This window comes from Caldovatus aquaticus (assembly GCF_019458025.1).
GTDB classification, from domain to species: domain Bacteria; phylum Pseudomonadota; class Alphaproteobacteria; order Acetobacterales; family Acetobacteraceae; genus Caldovatus; species Caldovatus aquaticus.
In genome coordinates, this window is record NZ_JAHZUY010000001.1 from 42,758 (window position 1) to 62,290 (window position 19,533).

General features: G+C 75.4%; 18 protein-coding genes. 11 read left to right on the plus strand and 7 right to left on the minus strand.

What is annotated here, in order from left to right; translation table 11 throughout:
• Positions 1–8 precede the first annotated feature (8 nt).
• Both K1J50_RS00180 and K1J50_RS00185 read left to right on the plus strand, forming a co-directional pair.
• Positions 9–383 carry a phage tail fiber protein gene (locus K1J50_RS00180; protein WP_220115411.1) on the plus strand — a complete coding sequence of 125 codons (375 nt, stop codon included), beginning with the start codon at positions 9–11 and terminating at the stop codon, positions 381–383.
• Positions 384–789: 406 nt separating this feature from the next.
• Positions 790–1,734, plus strand: coding sequence for a DMT family transporter (locus K1J50_RS00185; protein WP_220115412.1), 945 nt, complete (start codon positions 790–792; stop codon positions 1,732–1,734).
• Between the two features lie 10 nt (positions 1,735–1,744).
• Here the strand turns inward: K1J50_RS00185 and K1J50_RS00190 are convergent, their stop codons facing one another.
• Complete coding sequence (locus K1J50_RS00190) at positions 1,745–2,941, minus strand: CaiB/BaiF CoA transferase family protein (RefSeq protein ID WP_220115413.1); 1,197 nt, start codon at positions 2,939–2,941, stop codon at positions 1,745–1,747.
• Between the two features lie 151 nt (positions 2,942–3,092).
• On the opposite strand from K1J50_RS00190, the gene K1J50_RS00195 reads away from it, so the two are divergent.
• Positions 3,093–4,388 carry an LLM class flavin-dependent oxidoreductase gene (locus tag K1J50_RS00195; protein WP_220115414.1) on the plus strand — a complete coding sequence of 432 codons (1,296 nt, stop codon included), beginning with the start codon at positions 3,093–3,095 and terminating at the stop codon, positions 4,386–4,388.
• Positions 4,389–4,455: 67 nt separating this feature from the next.
• Here the strand turns inward: K1J50_RS00195 and K1J50_RS00200 are convergent, their stop codons facing one another.
• The 4 genes from K1J50_RS00200 to K1J50_RS00215 all read right to left on the minus strand — a co-directional run bounded on the left by K1J50_RS00200 (position 4,456) and on the right by K1J50_RS00215 (position 8,612).
• Positions 4,456–5,724 carry an NAD(P)/FAD-dependent oxidoreductase gene (locus K1J50_RS00200; RefSeq protein ID WP_220115415.1) on the minus strand — a complete coding sequence of 423 codons (1,269 nt, stop codon included), beginning with the start codon at positions 5,722–5,724 and terminating at the stop codon, positions 4,456–4,458.
• Positions 5,725–5,976: 252 nt separating this feature from the next.
• Positions 5,977–6,942 carry a D-2-hydroxyacid dehydrogenase family protein gene (locus K1J50_RS00205; protein ID WP_220115416.1) on the minus strand — a complete coding sequence of 322 codons (966 nt, stop codon included), beginning with the start codon at positions 6,940–6,942 and terminating at the stop codon, positions 5,977–5,979.
• A 261-nt stretch (positions 6,943–7,203) separates the two neighbouring features.
• Positions 7,204–7,656, minus strand: a complete 453-nt coding sequence (locus K1J50_RS00210; RefSeq protein WP_220115417.1) for an acyl-CoA thioesterase — start codon at positions 7,654–7,656, stop codon at positions 7,204–7,206.
• A 197-nt stretch (positions 7,657–7,853) separates the two neighbouring features.
• Positions 7,854–8,612, minus strand: a complete 759-nt coding sequence (locus K1J50_RS00215) for a substrate-binding domain-containing protein (protein WP_220115418.1) — start codon at positions 8,610–8,612, stop codon at positions 7,854–7,856.
• Positions 8,613–8,833: 221 nt separating this feature from the next.
• On the opposite strand from K1J50_RS00215, the gene minC reads away from it, so the two are divergent.
• From minC to K1J50_RS00250, 7 genes are all read left to right on the plus strand, one after another.
• A complete protein-coding gene (gene minC / locus K1J50_RS00220) occupies positions 8,834–9,595 on the plus strand; it encodes a septum site-determining protein MinC (protein WP_369413492.1) in 762 nt (253 codons plus the stop codon).
• A gap of 36 nt (positions 9,596–9,631) precedes the next feature.
• Positions 9,632–10,450 carry a septum site-determining protein MinD gene (gene minD, locus K1J50_RS00225; protein ID WP_220115420.1) on the plus strand — a complete coding sequence of 273 codons (819 nt, stop codon included), beginning with the start codon at positions 9,632–9,634 and terminating at the stop codon, positions 10,448–10,450.
• The gene (minE, locus tag K1J50_RS00230; protein WP_220115421.1) at positions 10,450–10,740 is read left to right on the plus strand and encodes a cell division topological specificity factor MinE; all 291 of its coding nucleotides are present in this window, start codon (positions 10,450–10,452) and stop codon (positions 10,738–10,740) included. The genes minD and minE overlap by 1 nt, the downstream gene beginning before the upstream one ends.
• A gap of 117 nt (positions 10,741–10,857) precedes the next feature.
• A complete protein-coding gene (locus tag K1J50_RS00235) occupies positions 10,858–11,775 on the plus strand; it encodes an ABC transporter permease (RefSeq protein ID WP_220115422.1) in 918 nt (305 codons plus the stop codon).
• The gene (locus K1J50_RS00240; RefSeq protein ID WP_220115423.1) at positions 11,772–12,647 is read left to right on the plus strand and encodes an ABC transporter permease; all 876 of its coding nucleotides are present in this window, start codon (positions 11,772–11,774) and stop codon (positions 12,645–12,647) included. Before K1J50_RS00235 ends, K1J50_RS00240 begins: the two co-directional genes overlap by 4 nt.
• Positions 12,644–13,633 carry an ABC transporter ATP-binding protein gene (locus K1J50_RS00245; RefSeq protein ID WP_220115424.1) on the plus strand — a complete coding sequence of 330 codons (990 nt, stop codon included), beginning with the start codon at positions 12,644–12,646 and terminating at the stop codon, positions 13,631–13,633. The genes K1J50_RS00240 and K1J50_RS00245 overlap by 4 nt, the downstream gene beginning before the upstream one ends.
• The gene (locus tag K1J50_RS00250; protein WP_220115425.1) at positions 13,630–14,625 is read left to right on the plus strand and encodes an ABC transporter ATP-binding protein; all 996 of its coding nucleotides are present in this window, start codon (positions 13,630–13,632) and stop codon (positions 14,623–14,625) included. Before K1J50_RS00245 ends, K1J50_RS00250 begins: the two co-directional genes overlap by 4 nt.
• 7 nt (positions 14,626–14,632) lie before the next feature.
• Here K1J50_RS00250 and K1J50_RS00255 read toward each other — a convergent pair whose 3' ends face one another.
• Entirely contained in the window at positions 14,633–16,183 is a 1,551-nt protein-coding gene (locus K1J50_RS00255) for an ABC transporter substrate-binding protein (protein ID WP_220115426.1), read from the minus strand.
• Between the two features lie 1,080 nt (positions 16,184–17,263).
• On the opposite strand from K1J50_RS00255, the gene K1J50_RS00260 reads away from it, so the two are divergent.
• Positions 17,264–18,088, plus strand: coding sequence for an enoyl-CoA hydratase/isomerase family protein (locus K1J50_RS00260; protein WP_220115427.1), 825 nt, complete (start codon positions 17,264–17,266; stop codon positions 18,086–18,088).
• 156 nt (positions 18,089–18,244) lie between these two features.
• Here the strand turns inward: K1J50_RS00260 and K1J50_RS00265 are convergent, their stop codons facing one another.
• On the minus strand, positions 18,245–19,474 hold the full coding sequence (locus K1J50_RS00265; RefSeq protein WP_220115428.1) for an MFS transporter: 1,230 nt from the start codon (positions 19,472–19,474) through the stop codon (positions 18,245–18,247).
• Positions 19,475–19,533 lie beyond the last annotated feature (59 nt).

Here is a 19,533-nt window from a genome sequence, read left to right on the forward strand (position 1 = left end):
GCACGCCCATGACCGCCCTCACCGACTACGCGAAGGACCTGCTCGCCCGCGCCCTCGTCGGCCGCCAGCCGGCGCTGCCCGCCGCGGTGTGGCTCGGCCTCGGCACCGGCGGCTCGGACGCAAGCGGCCTGACCGGCGAGCCGGTCGGCGCCGGCTACGCACGCCAGCCGGTCGCCTTCACCGGCAGCGGGACGCAGCGCAACGCCGCGGCGATCCGCTTCAGCTTCACCGCCGCGGTCGGCACGCTCACCCATATCGGCCTGTTCGACGCCCCCGCCGGCGGCAACCCGCTCACCTGGTCCGCGCTCGGCACGCCGGCGACGCTGAACGCGCCCGGCACGCTGACCATCCCGGCGGAGAGCCTGACCCTGCTCGCCGACTGAGCGGCGCGCGCCGGCGGCCCCGGCCAGGCCGGGGCGCGGGCGGCGCGGGCGCAGGCACGGCCCTTCCGCCCTCGCTGCCCGCCCCCTCCGCCTTGCCCGGGGCCGGCCGCGCCATTACCGTCGCGGCGTCGGGATCGCTCCCGCGTGCCGCGCCGCGCGCCCGTGGCGGGCAGCGGATGCCGGACCGGGACTGCGGGGAAGGCCTGCGCCTCGGGCGTCCGTCCGGTGCGGCCCGGCCCCGACGGCGCGAACGGAGGGAGCGGGAGTGTGGAGAGCGAGCGCACCCTGATCCGCCCGCGGACGGGATGCATCCGCCGCCGCGCGACCGGCCCCGCGGGCCCGAGCGGCGCCTTCCCGGCATGCGCCGGCGCGGCCCGGCCCGGGGCGCCCGCCTGCCCGGGAGGCGATGGCTAGCCGCGACGAGGCGCGGTGCGCCTCCGCGCCGCGCGCCGCCGTCGCCCCCGCATCGCTGCCGCCGGGGCGCGACCGCCGGGTGCTGCTCGGCATCCTGCTGATGTGCGCGGCCGGGACCCTGTTCCCGGTGATGAACGGGCTCGTCCAGGTGCTGAGCCGCACCTACCCCTCCGAGCAGATCATCTGGGCGCGCAACACCGGCCACCTGCTGGTCGTGCTGGCGCTGATCGTGCCGCGCTACGGGCTCTCCGTGCTGCGCACCGTGCGGCCGGCGGCGCAGCTCGCGCGCTCGATCCTGCTGCTGATGTCCACGGCGATGTTCTTCTTCGGCGTCAAGCACATCCCCCTCGCCCAGGCCGGCTCGATCAGCCAGATGGCGCCGTTCTTCGTCACCCTGCTCGCCTGGCCGCTGCTCGGCGAGCGCATCCGCCCCTCGCGCTTCGTCGCGGTGCTGGTCGGCTTCGTCGGCGTGCTGATCGTGATCCGCCCCGGGACCGACGTGTTCCACTGGGCGTCGCTGCTGATCATGGGCAGCGCCTTCTGCTATGCGCTCTACCAGATCTTCACCCGCCGCGTCGCCGGGCTCGACCGGCCGGAGACCTCGGTGATGTACAGCGCCCTGGTCGGCACGCTGGTGATGTGCGCGGTGGTGCCCTTCGTGTGGAAGGCGCCGCTCAGCCTGGCCGACGCGGTGCTGCACGGCTGCCTCGGCGTGCTCGGCGCCTCCGGCCACTACTGCGTGGCGCGCGCGCTGACCTACGCGCAGGCGAACGTGATCGCGCCCTTCCAGTACTGGCAGATCGTCGGCTCGGTGATCGTCGGCTGGTTCGTCTCCGGCCTGCTCCCCGACCTCGGCACCTGGATCGGCGCCGGCATCATCGTCGCCGCCGGGGTGTACATCGCCCTCACCGCGAGCCGCGCGCCGCGGCGCGGCTGAACGCGGCCCCTCACTCCGCGAGGCCGATCACGCCGCGCGCGGCGAGCGCCTCGATCGCCGCCGCGTCGTAGCCGAGCGCGGCGAGGATCTCGCGCGTCGCCTCGCCCGCACGCGGAGGCTGGCGGCGGACGCCGAGCGGGGCGCCCTCGATCGCGATCGGCAGCAGCGGCAGGAAGGCCTTCACCGTCTCGGACAGCGCCACCTCCGCCATCGCGCCGCCGGCGCGCAGGTGCGGATCGTCGAACAGGTCCTGCGGCCGGTTGACCGGCGCCGCCGGCACCAGCGCGGCGTTGCAGCGCGCGATCACCTCGCGCGCCGGCAGCTTCGCCAGCTCCGCGCGCAGCCGCGGCATCAGCCGCTCCCGCTCGGCGATGCGCCGGTCGTTGGTGGCGAGCCGCGGGTCGGCGAGCAGGTCGTCGAGCCGGAACGCCTCGCAGAAGCGCCGCCAGTGGGCGTCGCTGGTCACCGCGACGAAGACCGGCGCGTCCGCGGTCTCGAACACGTTGTAGACCGACCAGGCGGACTGGCGCGCCGGCATCGGCGGCACCGGCTGGCCGGTGAGCGCGGTGAAGGCCATGTGCTGGGCGACGAGGAAGGCGACGCTCTCGAACAGCGCGCTGCGCACGAGCCGCCCCCTGCCGGTGCGCTCGCGCTCGCGCAGCGCGGCGAGGATCGCGACCGCACCGAACACGCCCCCCAGGATGTCCACCACCGAGCTGCCGGCGCGCAGCGGCTGGCCCGGCGGGCCGGTCATGTAGGCGAGACCGCCCTGCATCTGCGCCACCTCGTCGAGCGAGGGCAGGTGCTCGTAGGGCCCCGGCAGGTAGCCCTTCAGCGCGCAGTAGATCAGCCGCGGATTGATCTCCCGCACCCGCTCCCAGCCGAGCCCGAGCCGCTCCATCGCGCCGGCGGCGAAGTTCTCGATCAGCACGTCGGTCGCGGGCAGCATCCGCTCGACGATGGCGCGCCCCTCGGGGTGCTTGAGGTCCACGCAGAGCGAACGTTTGTTGCGGTTGAAGGTGGCGAAGAAGCCGCGGGCGAAGCCGAACATGCGGCGCGTGCGGTCGCCCCCGGGCGGCTCGACGCGGATCACCTCGGCGCCGAGGTCGGCGAGCACCAGGCCGCAGGTCGGGCCCATCACCGTATGGCCGAAATCCAGCACCCGCAGGCCGGAGAGCGGCAGCTCCCCCGTGCTTGCGTCCGCCATGCCCCTCTCTCCGCTCCGCCACCGGGCGCGCCGCGGCCGCCCTTCCTCCTCCGCAGCATAGCGCGCGCCCCGCGCCCTGGCAGCCCGCCCGCCGCGCGGATTGACGCGGCGACGCCGGTGCGGGGATGCTCGGCCCGAGGAGGACACGCCGATGCTCAAGCCCTACACCGTCGTCTATCCGGTCCTGCCCGCGCGCGACGAGGAGGAGCGGGCGCGGCTGCGCCCGATCGGGCGCAATAGCGAGCTCTACCACGCGGCGATCCACGGCTTCACCGACGTGGTGCGGGCGGCGGACGAGATGGGGGTCTGGGGCGTGGCCGCCATCGAGCACCACTTCTGGTCCGAGGGCTACGAGGTCGGCCCCTCCCCCGGCGTGCTCGACGCCTACTGGGCGGCGATCACCAGGAACATCCATGTCGGCACGCTCGGCTACGTGATGAGCACGCAGAACCCGATCCGCGTCGCCGAGGAGACCGCGATCGTCAACCACCTCGCGCGCGGGCGCAGCTTCGTCGGCTTCGCACGCGGCTACCAGTCGCGCTGGACCAACGTGCTCGGCCAGCATCTCGGCGCGGCGGCGACCAAATCCCCGAGCGCGGCGATCTACAACCCGCAGACCCAGGCCGCCGGCTTCTCCACCGCCACCACCGTCGCCAAGGACAAGGACGACGACGCCCGCAACCGCGCGATCTTCGAGGAGAACGTCGAGATCGTGCTCAAGGCCTGGACGCAGGAGAGCTTCTCGCACAAGGGGCTGAACTGGCAGATCCCCTACCCCTACGAGACCGGCGTCGCGGACTGGCCGCTGGCGCGCGCCGGCGTGACGCAGCGCCTCGGCGCGCCGGGCGAGGTGGACGAGAAGACCGGGGCGACGCGGCGCGTGAGCGTGGTGCCGGCGCCCTACACCAGGCCGCACCCGCCGGTCTTCGTCGCCGGCTCCGGCAGCCCGGAGACGATCGCCTTCTGCGGCCGGCACGGCTTCATCCCGACCTACTTCACCTCGATCGCCTCCGCCGGCCCGCTCGCCGAGCACTACCGCGAGGCGGCCGCCGCCTCGGGCCACAGCTTCAAGCCCGGGCAGAACCAGTCGCTCGTGCGCTGGATCCAGATCGGCAGGACCGAGGAGGACGCGCTCAACCGCATCCGCGCCTACGACCTCGACATCTGGAAGAACTTCTACGCCGCGATGGGCCGGCGCAAGGTGGAGAACGACGACTACCTCGGCTCCCTCGTCAACTCCGGCCTGTTCGTGTTCGGCACCGTCGAGAGCGTGCGCCGGCAGATGATCGAGCAGTGGAAGGTGTTCCCGGCGGAGTACGTGGCGCTGATCAACCACTACGCGCAGACGCCGAAGGAGGTGGTGATCGAGACCCTCGACCTGTTCATGCGCCACATCAAGCCGGCGCTCGACGAGGTGATCCACGACGCGCACCGCGCCGCCGCCTGAGGCGGCCCGGGCGGCCGCCGCGGGCCCCGCCTTCGCGCGCGGCTCCGCGCCCCGCCGGCGCCCGGCGTCAGGCTCCCGGGGCTCGCCCGCGGGCGCCCTCGGCCTGCGCGCCGGCATGCGCCTTCAGGTCGAAGGCGGGATCCGCCGCCTGTTCCGGCGTCAGGTCGAGGCCGCGCTCCAGGATGCGCCGGGCCAGGACGTGCTCGAGCGGGCGGTTGACGGACTCCACGCCGGCCAGCCGCCCGCCCCGGAAGCAGAACACCGAGAAGCCCTGCCCGCCGGCGGGGTCGCCGCGCAGCACGGCGCGGTCGTGCGGCACGGAGAGCCCCGCGATCTGCAGCCTGAGCGCGCCCTGGTCGCTCCAGAACCACGGCAGGGCGGCATAGGGCGCGGCACGGCCGAGCAACCGCGCGGCAAGGCAGCGCGCCTGGTCCGCCGCGTTCTGCACCGATTCGAGCCGCACCGGCGCCCCCGCGGCGAAGCGGCACGGGAAGCGCGCGCAGTCGCCGATCGCCGAGATCGCCGGATCCCCGGTGCGGAGCAGCGCGTCCACCACGATGCCGTCCGCGACGGCGAGCCCCGCCTCGGCCGCCAGCCCGGCGTTCGGCACCACGCCGATGCCGATCAGCACGAGGTCGGCGGGGAATCGCCTCCCGTCCGCCGTCTCGACGGCGGCGACGCGCCCGGCCTCGCCCGCGATGCGCGTCACGGCGGCGCCGAAGGCGAAGCGCACGCCCGCGCGCTCGTGCGCCGCGCGCAGATGCGCCGCGACCAGGGGCGAGACGGAGCGCGCCATCGGCCGGTCCAGCGCTTCGACGACCGTGACCTCGAGCCCGCGCGCGGCCGCGACGGCGGCGAATTCGAGCCCGATGAATCCCGCGCCCACCACCACCGCCCGGCGCGCCGTCCCGAGCCGGCGGCGCAACGCCTCCGCCTCCGCCAGGGTGCGGAGCTGCATCACGCCGTCGAGCGCCGCGCCCGGCACGGGGAGGGCGCGGTTGCGGGCCCCGGTCGCGAGCACGAGATGGCCGTAGGCCAGCGCCTCGCCGGAGGCGAGCCGCACGCGCCGCGCGGCGCGCTCGATGCGGACGGCGCGCGCGCCGAGGCGCAGCCCGATGCGGTTCTCCGCGTAGAACGCGTCCGTCCGCAAGCGCAGCTGCGGCGCGTCGGCCTTGCCCGACAGGTAGGCCTTGGAGAGCGGCGGCCGCTGGTAGGGAAGCTCGGGCTCCTCGCCGAGGAGGAGGATCCGCCCGTCATGCCCGCCTTCGCGCAGCGCGGCGGCGAGCTGGACCCCGGCCTGGCCGGCGCCGAGGATGAGGACGTCCGCTCCGCTCACCGCCGCCCCCCGCGCCGGCCCGCGGAGGGGTGGCGGCCCGCGCGCCGCGGCGCCACGGCCGCCGCGGCACGCGTCGAGCCCGGCCAAGGCAGGTCCTGCCGCATCCTGAACCCCTTCGTCGGCCCGGCACCGGCACCGTTCCGGACACGATCCTCCCGCGGCCCGCGCCGGCGTGGCAAGCCGGGTCCGCCCGGCGCGGCGGGAGCACGGACCGGCGGCCGTGCCGGCGCCCCGGTCCCGCCGTGCCGGCCGTCAGGGCGACAGGACCCGGACCGGCCTGCCGGCGAGGTAGGCCAGCACGTCCTCGACCGCAGCCTCGAAGTAGGTGCGGTAGTTCTGCTCGGTCACGTAGCCGAGGTGCGGGGTCAGCACCGTGTTCGGGGCCGAGAGGATGGGATGGCCGGGAGGCAGCGGCTCGATGTCGAACACGTCGAGCCCCGCGCCCGCGATGCGCCGCTCACGCAGCGCGGCGATCAGCGCCTCCTGGTCCACGATCGGGCCGCGGCTGGTGTTGACCAGGAACGCGGTCGGCTTCATCAGCGCGAGCTCGGCAGCGCCGATCAGCCCCCGCGTGCGCTCGCTGAGCACGAGGTGGATCGTCACCACGTCGGACTCGCGCAGCAGCGTCTCCTTGTCCACGCGGGTGGCGCCGGCCTTCGCCGCCGCCTCCTCGGTCAGGTTCTGGCTCCAGCCGAGCACGCGCATGCCGAAGGCGGCGCCGACCCGCGCGACCCGGCTGCCGAGATTGCCGAGGCCGATGCAGCCGAGCGTCCTGCCCTCGAGGCCGACGCCGATCCGGGTCTGCCAGCGCCCCTCGCGCAAGGCCTGCTGCTGGCCCGGGATGTCGCGCGCGAGCGACAGGATCAGGCCCCAGGTGAGGTCCACCGTCGGGTTCCCGGCGCTCGGCGTGCCGCAGACGGTGATGCCGCGCTCCCGGCACGCCGCGACGTCGATCGCGCGGTTGCGCATGCCGGTGGTGATCAGCAGGCGCAGGTTCGGCAGGCGCTCGACGACGGCGCGGGGGAAGGGGGTGCGCTCGCGCATCGCGAGGATCGCGTCGTAGGGCGCGAGCCGCTCGGCCACCGCGTCGGGCCCGCCGAGCGGCTCGCGGAACACCTCGACCTTCAGCCCTTCCGGCAGCCGGACCCAGGGGCCGAACGACAGCGCCACCCCCTGGTAGTCGTCGAGAATCGCAAGCCTGGTCAATGCGTTGGTCATGCGGTCCGTTCCTCCATGCCCGCCTCCCGCTCGCCGCGCGGGCGCGCGGCGCGTCGCGGATGGCGGCGACGCCGATCGCCTCTTGCACCACAGCACCCGGCGCCGGGGAAAGCCAGCCGGCGGCGGGCGGGCGCGCCCGCGCCGCGACCCGCAGCGCATCGAGCGCCGCGCCGGGGAGGCCGAACGCGAGGCCGGGCGCCGCGATGGCGAGCGGGCGCGCCCCGCCGCGGCTGCCCGCCCGCCTCCGCCGTCGCCCCGCGCTCAGCCCGCGGGGGCGACGAGCAGCTCCCGCAGCGCCGCGCGCAGCCGCTCCGGCACCGGCGTGGTGCGGTCCTGGGCGTCGCGGCGGACATAGACGTGCACGAAATGCCCCTCCGCGCTCGCCCGGTGCTCGTCGTTGCGGAACACGCCGATCTCGTAGCGGACCGAGCTGGTGCCGATGCGCGCGCAGCGCAGCCCGACCGTGACGCGGTCGGGATAGGCGATCGGCGCAAAGTAGCGGCACTGCGTCTCGACGACGAGGCCGATCGCGGGGCTCCGCGCGATGTCGAGCGCGCCGCACGCGAGCAGGAAGTCGGCCACCGCGGTGTCGAAGAAGGAGTAGTACTGGACGTTGTTGACGTGCCCGTAGACGTCGTTGTCCATCCAGCGCGTCGTGATGGTGGTGAACCAGCGGTAGTCGTCGCGCGTGCCGATACGCTTCTCCGACGCCATCGCCTGCGGTGCTCCTGCCTGGCTGCGGCCCTCGGGCGGGCCGGTTAGCGCGCCAGCGCCTCCTCGACCAGGGTGTCGTCCACGCAGAGCTCGTAGGCGGGCGCGGCGGCGATGGCGCCGGCCGAGAGCATGGCGTCGCAGAGCCGCGCGAAGGCCGGGCGCGGGAAGCGCGGCGTGGCGGGCCAGATGCCGAGGGCCTAGTAGCGGGCGAGCGCGGCGCGCAGCGCGTCCGGCGGGACGTCGGGGAACCAGGGAGCGATGGTCGCCGCGATCTCGGCCGGCGGCGCCGCCGCGATCCAGGCGAGGGTCGCCGCCATCGCCCGGATCGCCGCCTCGAACGCGGCGCGCCGCGCGGCGATGGTGGTCTCCGTCGCGTAGAGCGCGGTGTAGGCGGTCGGACCGCGCCCGGCCTGCGCGTGCCACACCGCGCCGCCCTGCGCCTCGAGCAGCGCCGCATGCGGTTCGAAGAGCTGGGCGAGGTCGAGCCTCCCCTCGGCCACGGCGGCGGCGTTCTCCGCCATGGCCCGGTCGCCGACGCGCCGCGGCATCGCCGCCGGATCGACGCCGAGCCGGCGCAGATCGTCCTGCAGGCACCACCAGGGCGTGGGCACCTCGGCGACCGTGCCGAGGCACAGGCTCGGAAGATCTCGAGCCGGAACCCCGCCGGCCGCCGCCCCCGGCCGACCAGCAGGAACGGGTCGCGCATCGCCACGGCGCAGAAGCTGCGCAGGGGCGCGCGGGGGGCGCGCGCGCTCGCGGATCACCCGCATCGGGCCGGACCAGGCGAGGTCCGCCCGGCCGGACAGCAGGGCGGCCGCGGCCGCCGCCGGGTCGCCGGCGGTCTCGAGCCGCAGCGCGATCCCCTGCCGCGCCATCTCGCCCCGGCTGATCGCGGCGTAGAACGGGGCATAGAAGAGGGCCCGGAACGGCTCGATCAGGACGAGGCTCGTCGGCATGGCGCGGCTCCCTCGGCGGCCGAGTCGGAGGTCGTTGCCCGGCCGCAAGATCGAGGAATTTCACGCCTCTGGCGCAACGAGGCTTCGCCACCGGCCCGGCCCCCGCTATAGCTTCCCCGAGCTGCGCGCGTCCGGCCAGGGGGGAGCCTGAGCGGGGTGCCGCCGGCCCCCAGTCTCGGCACGGGAACCCCCGCCCCGCCATGTCCGTCGCGTCCCGCCCCGTGAGCGCCCCGCCCCGCCTCGAGCCCTTCCGGCTGCGCGGCGGGAACTTCAATCTGCTGGTCCTCCGGCTGCTCGATCCGCGGCCGGAGGTGGTGGTGCCGGCGATCGGCGACCAGTTCCGCCGCGCCCCCGGCTTCCTGCGCTTCGCCCCGGTGGTGATCGGGCTGTCCGAGCTCGAGGGGGTGGCGCCGGGGGAGGTGGACTTCGCGGGCCTCGCCCAGGGCCTGCGCGCGCTGGAGATCGTTCCGGTCGGCACCACCGGCGGCACGCCGGAGCTGCGCAACGCCGCCCTCGCCTGCGGCCTGCCGCCGCTGCGGCAGATCGGCAAGGAGGGGGCGGAGGAGCCGGCGCCGCCGGCCGCCGCGGCGGCGGAGCAGCCCGTCCCGCCCGCCGCCCCGCCGGCGCCGCCACCGCCGCCCGCCGCCGCGGGGCGCCCGGCGCTGGTGGTGGACCAGCCGGTGCGCGCCGGCCAGCGCATCTGGGCGCAAGGCGGCGACCTGATCGTGACCGCGACGGTCAACGCCGGCGCCGAGGTCATCGCCGACGGCAACATCCACGTCTACGGCGCGCTGCGCGGCCGGGCGATGGCGGGCGGCGCGGAGAACGTCGAGGCGCGGATCTTCGCCCTGAATTTCGATCCGGAGCTGGTATCCATCGCCGGCTACTACGCGGTGCGCGACGGGCTCACCGCGGCCCCGCTGGGCCGCGCCGTGCAGGTGCGGCTGGAGGGCGAGCGCATGCGGTTCGATCCGCTCGGCTAGCGGCGACAAGCGCAGGGGATTGAGGGGGACAGCGACATGGCGGAGGTGATCGTCGTCACTTCGGGCAAGGGAGGCGTCGGCAAGACCACCACGAGCGCCGCCTTCGGCACCGGCCTCGCCCAGCGCGGCAAGCGGACGGTGGTGATCGACTTCGACGTGGGCCTGAGGAACCTCGACCTCATCATGGGCGTCGAGCGCCGCGTCGTCTTCGACATCATCAACGTCATCCAGGGCGAGGCGAAGCTCAACCAGGCGCTGATCCGGGACAAGCGGGTGGACACGCTCGCCATCCTCCCGGCGAGCCAGACGCGCGACAAGGACGCGCTCACCAAGGAGGGCGTGCGGCAGATCATCGAGGAGCTGTCGCGCGACTTCGACTACATCATCTGCGACAGTCCGGCCGGCATCGAGAAGGGCGCCATGCTCGCCCTCTACTTCGCCGACCAGGCGCTGATCGTCACCAACCCCGAGGTCTCCAGCGTGCGCGACTCCGACCGCATCCTCGGCGTGCTGCAGTCGCGCTCGCGCCGCGCGGAGGAGAAGCTCGGCCGGGTGAAGGAGCACCTCCTCGTCACGCGCTACGACCCGGCGCGGGTCGAGCGCGGCGAGATGCTGAAGCTCGAGGACGTGCAGGAGATCCTGGCGATCCCGCTGCTCGGCGTGATCCCGGAGAGCGAGAGCGTGCTGCGCGCCTCCAACACCGGCACCCCGGTGATCCTCGATCCCGAGAGCGTCGCCGGCCAGGCCTACAAGGACGCGGTGGACCGCTTCCTCGGCGAGAAGGTGCCGCACCGCTTCCTCGAGCCGGAGCGCAAGGGCCTGTTCCGGCGCCTGTTCGGCGGGAGGGCCGCCTGATGCGCTGGCTCGACCTGTTCCGCGCGCGCAAGCCGGCACAGGCGAGCGCGGCGTCCGCCAAGGAGCGCCTGCAGATCGTGCTGGCGCACGAGCGCATCGGCCGCACGCGCGAGGACTTCCTGCCGAAGCTGCAGCAGGAGCTGGTCGCGGTGGTGGCGCGCTACGTCGCCATCGATCCGAACAAGGTCGCGGTCAACCTCGAGCGCGGCGGCGACATGTCCACGCTCGAGATCGAGATCGAGCTGCCCGGTCCGCAGGCGCAGCGGCTGGAGGCAGCCGCCTCGCGCTAGGCCGGGGCGCGGCGATGCGCGGGGAGCACCGGCCCGGCCCGGGCGCGGCCGGCGCCGCCGTCCCGGCGCCGGCGCTGTTGCGGCGCCGGGCCGCCTTCGCCTAGGCTCCGCGCCGCCATGGCCCGCTTCCTCCTCCGCCGCCTGCTGGTCGCGCTGCTGGTCGCGGCCACGGTTATGACGGTGAGCTTCCTGCTGACGCGCCTCTCCGGCGACCTCGCGATCTCGATCGCCGGCCCGAACGCGACCCAGCAGGACGTCGAGCTGGTCCGCCGCGCCTACGGCCTCGACCGCCCGCTCTGGCTGCAGTATCTCGACTGGGTGGCGCGCGCCCTGCAGGGCGACCTCGGCGAGAGCTACTTCTTCAAGGACCGCGTCGCCAACCTGATCGCCGAGCGGCTGCCGATCACGATGAGCCTCGGCCTGGTCGGCCTCTGCATCGCCCTCGCCGTCGCGCTGCCGCTCGGCATCCTCGCCGCGGTGCGGGAGAACACCTGGGTGGACCGCGCGGTGATGCTGGTCGCCCTGATCGGCCAGGCGATGCCGAGCTTCTGGCTGGGGCTGATCCTGATGATCGTGCTCGGCCTCCGGCTCGGCTGGCTGCCGATCTCCGGCACCGGGTCGTGGCAGCACTACGTCATGCCCGGGATCGTGCTCGCCTTCTCCGCCATCCCCTCGCTGATGCGCCTGACGCGCGCCGGGATGATCGACGCGCTCGCCTCCGACTACATCCGCACCGCCCGCGCCAAGGGGCTCTCGCGCCTCTCGATCCTGGTCAAGCACGCCCTGCGCAACGCCGCGATCCCCGTGGTCTCGATCGCCGCGGTGCAGCTCGGCTTCATGCTCGGCGGCTCGATCGTGATCGAGACCGTGTTCGCCCTGCACGGGGTCGGCTTCCTCGCCTGGGAGAGCATCAGCAAGAACGACTTCCCGGTGGTGCAGGCGGTGGTGCTGGTGCTGGCGCTGATCTATGTCGGCCTGACGCTGCTGGCCGACCTGCTGAACGCCGCGCTCGACCCGCGGCTGCGCGCGGCATGAGCGGGGCGGTCCTCGCCCCGGCCGCGGCGCGGCGGCACGGGCGGCTGCTGCGCCACTCCGGCCTCGTGCTCGGGGCGCTGATCGTCGGCTTCGTGGCCCTGGTCGCGCTCCTCGGGCCGTGGCTCGCGCCGCACGACCCGTTCGCGATCGACCTCTCGCGCCGCCTGATCCCGCCCGCCTGGATGGAGGGCGGGACGGCCGCCAACCCGCTCGGCACCGACCAGCTCGGGCGCGACTACCTCTCGCGCCTGATCTACGGGGCGCGGATCTCGATGGTGATCGGCGTCCTCACCGTCGTCACCTCCGGCCTGATCGGCACCACGATCGGCGTGCTCGGCGGCTATTTCGGCGGGCGGGTGGACGACGCGGTGGTGTTCGCCATCACCGCCCGGCTCTCGATCCCGGTGGTGCTGGTGGCGCTCACCGTCGCCGGACTGATGGGATCGAGCTTCACCCTCGTCATCCTCGTCCTCGGCCTGCTGCTGTGGGACCGCTTCGCGGTGGTGGCGCGCTCGACCACCATGCAGATCCGCAACCTCGACTACGTCGCCGCCGCCTGGTGTGCCGGCTGCTCGCGCACCGCGATCCTGCTGCGCGAGGTGCTGCCCAACATCGCGAGCCACCTCGCCGTCGTCGCGACGCTCGAGATGGCGCTCGCGATCCTGCTCGAGGCCGCGCTCTCCTTCCTCGGCCTCGGCGTGCCGGCGCCGCTCCCCTCCTGGGGCCTGATGATCGCGGAAGGCAAGGAGTACATGTTCTTCTCCCCGTGGGTGATCATGATTCCCGGCATCGCGCTGTTCGTGCTGATCCTCGGCATCAACCTGCTCGGGGATGCGCTGCGCGACATGATCGGCACCGACATCGCGCGATGAGCGCGCTGCTCGAGGTCGCGGGGCTCCACGTCCGCTTCGGCGAGGTGGCGGCGGTGCGCGGCGCCTCGCTCACGGTCGCCCGGGGCGAGACGCACTGCCTGGTGGGCGAATCCGGCTGCGGCAAGTCGGTCACCGCCCTCGCCGTGATGGGCCTGCTCGCGCGCGGCGCGAGGCGCGAGGCGGAGCGCCTCGCCTTCGCCGGCGAGGACCTGCGCGGCCTGTCCGACCGCGCGATGTCGCGGCTGCGCGGCGACCGGATGGCGATGATCTTCCAGGAGCCGATGACCAGCCTCAACCCGTCCTACACCGTCGGCAGCCAGATGACGGAGGTGCTGCGCCGCCACCGCCCCGGCACGACGCGCGCGCGGGCCCTGGACCGCGCGGTGGAGCTGCTCGGGCGGGTCGGGATCACCGCGCCCGCCATGCGCCTCGGCCAGTATCCGCACCAGCTCTCGGGCGGGCTGCGCCAGCGGGTGATGATCGCCATGGCGCTGATGTGCGAGCCGGAACTCCTGATCGCCGACGAGCCCACCACCGCGCTCGACGTCACCGTGCAGGCGCAGATCCTGCGCCTGCTCGCCGGGCTGCAGCGCGACCTCGGCCTCGCCATCCTGCTGATCACGCACGATCTCGGCATCGTCGCCCGCGTCGCCCATCGCGTCTCGGTGATGTACGCCGGCGAGGTGGTGGAGAGCGCGCCGACCGCCGCGCTGTTCGCCGCCCCGCGCCACCCCTACACGCGCGGCCTGCTCGCCTGCGTCCCGGTCCCCGGCAAGGTGCGGCGCGACCAGCCGCTCGGCAGCATTCCCGGCGTGGTGCCGCGCATCCCGCCGGGCTTCGCGGGGTGCGCCTTCCGCGACCGCTGCGCCCATGCCCGGCCCGAATGCGCCGCCGCGGTGCCGCGCCGGGCCGCCGGGCCGGAGCACGAATTCCGCTGCACCCTCGCGCCCGACTGGGCGACGCGCGCCGAGGCCGCCCTGGCATGAACGCCGCCCCGCCGCCGCCCGCGATCGAGGTGCGCGACCTGCGCCGCGTCTTCCGCGTGCGCCAGGGCCTGTTCGCGCCGCCGCGCGAAGTGGTGGCGGTGGACGGCGTCTCCTTCCGCGTGCCGGCCGGCGGCGTGCTCGGCGTGGTCGGCGAATCGGGCTGCGGCAAGTCCACCCTCGCCCGCCTCATCCTCGGCCTGCTGGAGCCGACCGCGGGCGAGGTGCTGGTCGAGGGCCGGCGCCTCGCCACGATGGACCGCAGGGCGCGGGCGCGGCTGATCCAGCCGGTGTTCCAGGATCCCTTCGCCTCGCTCAACCCGCGCCGGCGCGTGCGCGACATCGTCGCCATGCCGCTGGTCGCGCAGGGCGACGTCCCGCGCGAGGAGATCGCGCGCCGCGTCGCCGAGATGCTCGAGCGCGTCGGCCTCTCGCGCGAGCAGGGCGAGCGCTTCCCGGCCCAGCTCTCGGGCGGCCAGCGCCAGCGCGTCGCCATCGCCCGCGCGCTGGTGCTGCGCCCGCGCGTCGTCGTCTGCGACGAGCCGACCAGCGCGCTCGACGTCTCGGTGCAGGCGCAGATCCTCAACCTGCTGGCCGAGCTGCGCCGCGACCTCGGCCTGACCTACCTCTTCATCAGCCACAACCTCGCCGTGGTCGAGCATGTCGCGACCGAGGTCGCGGTGATGTATCTCGGCCGCATCGTCGAGCGGGCGGAGGCGGAGGCGCTGTTCGCCGCCCCGCGCCACCCCTACACGCGGGCGCTGCTCGCGAGCGTCCTCACGCCCGAGCCCGGCCTCGGCGTCCCCGATGTCGGCCTCGGCGATGCCCTGCCCGACCCGGCGAACATCCCGCCCGGCTGCCGCTTCCACCCGCGCTGCCCGCTCGCCTTCGCGCGCTGCCCGGTCGAGGCGCCGCGCCCCGTTCCGACCGCGACGGGGATCGTCGAATGCCACCTCGAGGACGCGGCCGCCGCCGCCCGGCCGGCGGCCGCCTGAGGCGCGCCTACTTCCACCGCGCGAGGTAGAAGCGCGGCAGCTCGTCCGGCCAGGGCCGGAAGTCGAGCTGCTTCGAGAAGGCGTAGGCGTTGACGTAGGTGTGCAGCGGGATCCAGTAGGCCTGCTCGGTGATGCGCCGGATCGCGGCGGCATAGGCGCGCCGGCGCGCCTCCTCGTCGTTGCTCGCCCCGCCCTCCTCCACCAGCCGCGTCACCTCCGGGTCGCGCGCGTAGTCGTTGCCGCCGCCGCCGAAGAAGTTGGGCAGGATCGCCGAGACGTCGTTGATCGAGTAGCTGCCCCAGCTTCCCATGTTCAGCGTCAGCTCCCCACGCATCGCACGCTGGATGTGCGCCGCCACCTGCAGGAGGTTGAGGCGCGCGCGGATGCCGACCGCCTGCAGGTAGTTCTGCACCGCCTCCGACCACTGCCTGGGCTGCACGTAGCTGGTCAGCTCCACGTCGAAGCCGTTGGGGTAGCCGGCCTCGGCCAGCAGCGCGCGCGCCTTCGCCGGGTCGTATTCGTAGCGGACGGCGGCCTCGGCCTCGCAGCCGAACTGGCTCGGGAAGCAGGGCGCGTCCGGCACGCGGGAGCCGCCCCGCACCAGCCTCTCGGCCAGCGCCCGGCGGTCGATGGCGTAATAGAGCGCCTGGCGCACCTTCTGCTTGGTCATCGGGTTGCCGGGCCCGCTGCGCCCCGCGGCATCGGGCTGCAGGTAGCCGACGCGCATGGATTCCTGCTGGACCGCCTGCAGGTTCGGCATGCGGTTGACGCTCTCCATCTGGTCCGGGTTGATGTTCCAGATCCAGTCCACCCGGCCCGAGAGCAGTTCGGTCATCTCGGTGGCGGCGTCCGAGAGGTAGCGCGCGGTGATGCGCTGGATCGCGGGGCGCCCCTTCGGCCCGCCCTGATAGTAGTCGTCGAAGCGCTCGTACTCGACGCCGGTCGAGACGTCCACCTTGGTGAAGCGGTAGGGGCCGGTGCCGACCGGGGCGCGCGCGAAGCCCTCCGGCCCGACCCGCTCGCGGTACGCCTTGGGCCAGATCGGGGTGACGAGGGCGAGGTATTCGAGCGCCGCCGGCATCGGGTGCTTCAGGTGCAGCCGCACGCTGTGCGGCCCGGTCTTCTCCGCCCCCTGCAGCCAGGCGTAGTTGCTCGGCGTGGCGACGCGGCTCGCCGGGTCGGCCACGGTGTTGATCGTGTAGACCACGTCGTCCGGGCCGAACAGGCTGCCGTCGTGGAACTTCACGCCCTGGCGCAGCGTGAACTCCAGCGTCTTGCCGTCCAGCCAGCGCCATTCGGTCGCCAGCGCGGGGACGATGCGGAAGGTCTCGGGGTCGCGGTGCACCAGGCCGTCGAAGGCCTGGTGGCCGATGATCAGCCCGGTGCGCTGGCTGTTGTAGTAGGGGTCCACGTTCGGCACCGCGTCGCGGAAGCCGATCCGCAGCGTGTTCGCGGCGCGCTGCGCCGTCGCCTCGCGCGTCGCGATCGCCGGCAGCGCCAGCCCTCCCGCCGCCGCCCCGAGCAGCCCCTTGCCGATGCTGCGTCGCCGCATGGTCATCCCTGCCTCCCTCGCGCCGATGGCGCGAGCCTAGGGAATCGCCGGCCGCCCCGGCAAGCGCCGCGCCGGCGCTCGGCCGGACCTCGCCTTGAGGAAGTCCGCCGGATCGGCGGCGCAGCGCGCCGGCGCCATGCCGCGGATGTCGCGCGGCATGGGCACGCAGGTGCGCATCCGCCGCTCCTTCCCGTGGCGCCGCAGGGCTCGTGCCCGTCCACCCCGCGCGCCGTCTCCGCGCCGGGAGGGGCCGCGCGCGTCGGGCAGCGGCTGCGTCCGAGGTCCCCGGCCCAGGCGCGGCCGGCCATGGGGCGGACGAAGCGGGCGACGAAGGCGGGCACTCGCGCCGCGGTCCGCCGCAGGAACCGCTGCACCGGCCCGGGCTCGGCGCGGGCGCGGCCGAGGCGCAGGAGGATCGCGCGCGAGGAAGGGCGTGCCGCCCTCGCGCCGGCTCTGCGGCATCCGCCCGAGCGCCGCCGGGCTCAGGCCGGGGGGCGAGCCGCAGGTGGCGAGGCCCGGCGCGCACGGGATGGCGGAGCGCGATCGGCCGCGCGACGCAGCCGCCCGCCGGATCGCCGGCGACGGGCGCCCGCGCGCGGCCGGGGCGGCCGGGCTGCGCGTTCGCATCCGCGGTCAGGCGCGCGAGAGCGAAGGGCTCGTCGGGCGCCGGCGTGCCGGAGCGGCCATGGCCGCACAGGTCCCTCGGCGCCACCGGAGGGCGGCGCGCGGACCGATGCCAGGGCGCGGGACCGGCGCGAACCGCCCGTCGCCGCGTGCGGTGGCGGGATCGGCGGCGGGAAGCACTTCGGACCGGCGACGTCATCCGCGCAGCAGGCGCTGCGCTGGCCGCGGCAGCGGCGCAGCGTGCCGGCCGGGGTCCGCGCCTCCCGCTCCTGCAGCCCGATCCCTGCACGGCGCCTCGGGCAGCGCGGCGGCAGCCCGGCGGGCAGTCTGTTCCCTGCCCCGGCGGCCGACAGGCGGACCGCCCGATCCCGCCGCCTCCGCAAGCAAACGAGCGGCCGGCGCGCTTGACAGGCGCCACCCCCGCCCCTGTCATCGCCGCGGGCGAGCCGCCGGAGGAGCACCGTGGGAGAGACGACGCCGCAGCAGGAACCGCCCGTCCTCGTCAGCCGCGAGGGGCCCGTGGTGCGCGCCGTGCTCAACCGCCCGGCGCAGCGCAACGCGATGAACACCGCCCTGGTCGAGGCGCTCGATGCGCTGATCGCCGCGCTGCGCGACGACCGCAGCGCGCGCGTCCTCGTCCTCTCCGGCGCCGGCGGCAATTTCTGCGCCGGCCTCGACCTGGTCGAGCTCGCCGGCGGCACGATGACGCCGGAGCAGCGCCTCGCCGCGAGCCAGGAGCGCAACCGCCGCACCGCCGAGCGCTTCCTCGCCCTCAGCGCGCTGCCGCAGGTGGTGATCGCCGCGGTCGAGGGCGCGGCCCATGCCGGCGGGCTCGGCTTCGTCTGCTGCGCCGACATCGCGCTCGCCGCGGCGAACGCCCGCTTCGCCGCGCCGGAGGTGCGCCGCGGCCTGGTGCCGGCGCAGATCCTCCCCTGGCTGGTGCGGCGCATGGGCCGCGCGCAGGCGACGCGCATGGTGCTGCAGGGCAGCGTCATCGACGCGCGCGAGGCGGAGCGGATCGGCCTCGTGCACCAGGTCGCGCCGGATGCGCAGGCGCTGCGCGCGCTGGTGGACGCCACGGTGCGCGAGGTGCTGCAGAACGCGCCCGGGGCGCTGGCCGAGACCAAGGGGCTGCTCGCCGCGCTCGGCCCGCTGGCGCCGGAGGGCTACGCCGAGGCGGGGGCCGCCGCCTTCGCCCGCTGCGCCGCCGGGCCCGAGGCCGCCGAGGGCATCGCCGCCTTCCGCGAGAAGCGCCCGCCGCGCTGGGCCGTCCCCGCGGCCGGTTGAGCGCCCCGGCCGGGAGGTCCCGACCCGCGATCCTTGGAGCCGTTTCCGCTCGGCGGTGCGCGCGGCAACGGCTCCGGCCTGTTGCGCGGTCGAGCGGATTCACGCTCCCGGCTGTCTCCGGCCGTCCGCGACCCGCTCGAGCGGCGAGGCGCGCCGTCATCGTCCGGCCGCACGCCCCCGCGGCGGCCCGGCGCGCGCCAGGAGGAGGCCGACGGCGCCGCCGACCAGCGCGAGCTGCGCCGCGAGCGCGAGAAAGGCCTCCTCCCACCCGGCCCGGGCGAGCACCGCCGCGAACAGCGACGGCCCGGCGGCATAGCCGAGGAAGATCACCAGCGTGCTGCCCGCCGTCGCCTCGGCGACGCGCTCGAGCGGGCAGAGCCGCGCCACCTCGGCGAGCACGACGCCGTTCCAGCCCGCTCCCGCCGCCGCCGCCAGCGCGCCGAGCGCCGCCACCTGCCACGGCGCGGTCCCCGGCGCGTGGATCCCGAGCGCGACGAGGAAGGCAGCCGCGGCGAAGGCCTGCGCCACGAGGTTGGGCAGCGCCCGCCCGGTGCGGTCGGCGAGCCAGCCGAGCGCGATCCGCGCCGCGATCCCCGCCGCCTGCATGGCCGCGAACACGCTGCCCGCCTGCACCAGCGAGAAGCCGCGCGCCTCGACCAGCCAGGTGACGGTGAAGGAGAACAGGCTGCCCTGGACCATCGCGAAGGCCACGGCGAGCGCCGAGAGGGGCGGCAGCAGCGGGTCGAGCCGCAGCGCGCGGAAGGGCGCGGCGAGCGCGCCCGGCGCCAGCAGCGCGCGCGGGCCGAGCGGCCGCGCCGGGTCGCGCTCCGCATCGAGCGCCGCCCGCACCGGCTGCACGATCGCGGCCGTGCCGAGCGAGACGGCGAGCGCGAGCAGCACCGCCGCCGGCCAGCCCGCCCATGCCGCCACCGGCGCGGAGATCAGGCCCGCGAGCACGCCGCCGAGCGGCGCCCCCGCCTGCTTGACCGAGAAGATCAGCGTGCGGTGCCGCGCCGGCGCCGCCGCGGCGAGGATGCGGCTGCCCGCCGGCGGCGACGGCCCGTAGCCGAGGCCGAGCAGCAACCCGGCCAGCATGAGCCCGGGCAGCGTCCCGCTCGCCAGCGCCGCCATGCCGAGAGCCTGCAGCACCGCCCCCGCCTGCAGCGTCCGCACCGGCCCGAGCCGCGCCAGCACCGCGCCGCCGCAGAGCAGGAACAGCACCGTGCCGAAGGCGACGAGCGAGCTGAGCGGCCCCATCCGCTCCGGCGGCCACCCGGCCGCGGCGATGATCAGCGGCGCGATCACCGGCAGGCTCTGGCCGAGGAAGGAGGCGACGGTCTGCGTCAGCAGCGTCGCCCACAGCGCGGCGGCCCAGACCGGCGTCACCGCGCGCGCCCCGCGGCGCGAGGCCCGGCCGTCGCACCGCCTCGCGGAAGGCGGCGGCG